Source organism: Henriciella sp. (genome assembly GCF_049649345.1).
In the GTDB taxonomy this organism is placed as follows: domain Bacteria; phylum Pseudomonadota; class Alphaproteobacteria; order Caulobacterales; family Hyphomonadaceae; genus Henriciella.
Genome location: NZ_JBARZC010000109.1, coordinates 1 through 1,518, shown reverse-complemented (window position 1 = coordinate 1,518; position 1,518 = coordinate 1). Strand labels below are relative to the sequence as shown.

2 protein-coding genes are annotated in these 1,518 nt (G+C 61.8%); one reads left to right on the top strand and one right to left on the bottom strand.

Annotated elements, in window-relative coordinates:
* On the top strand, positions 1–587 hold a 587-nt coding region (locus WA989_RS02740), incomplete at its 5' end, for a 4'-phosphopantetheinyl transferase family protein (protein ID WP_424338993.1).
* Here WA989_RS02740 and WA989_RS02735 read toward each other — a convergent pair.
* Positions 550–1,518 (bottom strand): thioesterase domain-containing protein (locus WA989_RS02735; protein ID WP_424338992.1); only part of this gene is annotated, 969 nt, incomplete at its 5' end. The two genes, WA989_RS02740 and WA989_RS02735, sit on opposite strands and share 38 nt — an antisense overlap.

Here is a 1,518-nt window from a genome sequence, read left to right as displayed (position 1 = left end):
CCCGAAAAGCGATCCGCCGGGTGCTGTCAGTCGAAACCGGGCTTCCACCCGGCGCACTAGATCTCGTTTCCGGCGTGGATGGCAAGCCGGAACTGGCCGGTGCGGATCCACAAATCCACTTCAACATCAGCCATAGCGGGGAGCTGATCCTGCTGGGTGTCTGCCGTGAGGCGCGTCTCGGCGTCGATATCGAGCTGATCGCGCCGATCGAGAAGGCCCTCGTCGACCAGTTCTTTTCCCGAGCCGAGCAACAGGCGCTTGCAAGGGAGCCGGAGGATCGCTGGTTGAACGCCTTTTACCGGTGCTGGACGCGCAAGGAAGCGCTCCTGAAAGCATTGGGAAAAGGCCTGAAACTGCCCTTGAACCAGTTCGACGTCAGTATCGGTGAGACACCGCGGCTGTTGCGCGCTGAACTTACAGATCCCCGCGCCTGGTCACTCCAAGCCGTCGATGTGCCTGCGTCTTATGAAGCGGTGGTCGCGGTGGAGGCCAGAGGTCGCCCGGTTGAGGTTTGCCTGCGCCCCGCCCACGAGGCCGAGCCTGCAGCGCCTATTCCTGCGCCGCCATCTCGTCCAGAACGCTCCTGATTTTCGGACCGATGGCATCGCAACCTTCCGGCCGGAACATCTGGTCGTGCATGGTCGGCACGGCGGTTATGGAAAGCGGCCCCTTCAGGACATATTCCCAGCCCATGGCTTCGGGAAACAGCCGCCCCACGAGCGCTTCGGCGCTCCGGAAATAGGCAACCGGTCCGTCATAGGCCGGCGGGCGATAAGGCTTCTGCTGCCTGAGCATGTAATCGGTATACCAACGGTTTGCGAGGTCAGGCGGGAGCTGATCGTCTCCGGACGATTTGATGGCCCGGATAGTCTTGAGCGCGGCGACGAGCCTCAGCTTGCGCAAGATGGAGTACTGGCTGAGATACTCTTCCGTGCTGACCTCACCGCGCCTGTAGGCCGAATAGGACAGAGGCAGCTCATACTTCCAGATCTGGCCCTTGTGTATCAGCTTGTCGAGAAGGTTCATGTCTTCGCGGAAGCCGGGACACCATGAATCATTCATCACCACCAGCTCGACAGTCTCGCCTTCGCGTTGCAGCTGATGAGCCGCTTCAAGCGCAATCGAGCCAAGCACGCAGTGCCCGAGCAGGATGTAGGGGCCCTTCGGCCTGACCCACCTGATCAGGCGCACCGCATCGGCTGCAATATCTTCAAAGGCCCGTTCGCGATGGACGTCGAACGGTGTTCCGGGCACCATGGGGATGTCGTAAAATGGATTGTCCGGCCCGATCTTGCGCGCAAGATCGTGGAAGACCGCGACATTGTTCAAGGCGATGATCGGGGTTCCAGGCGATTGCTCGTTAAAGCACACGACCCGGCTCGCAATGTCTTCGATCGCAGCCCTGCTCAGGAAGGCGCTCGGCTCCGTCAGCTGCCGGGAACGGACAGGGGCGGAGACCACGCTGCCGGTCGTCTGCGCCGCTGCGATGGATCGCTCGGAGCGAGGGGCAGAGCCGCC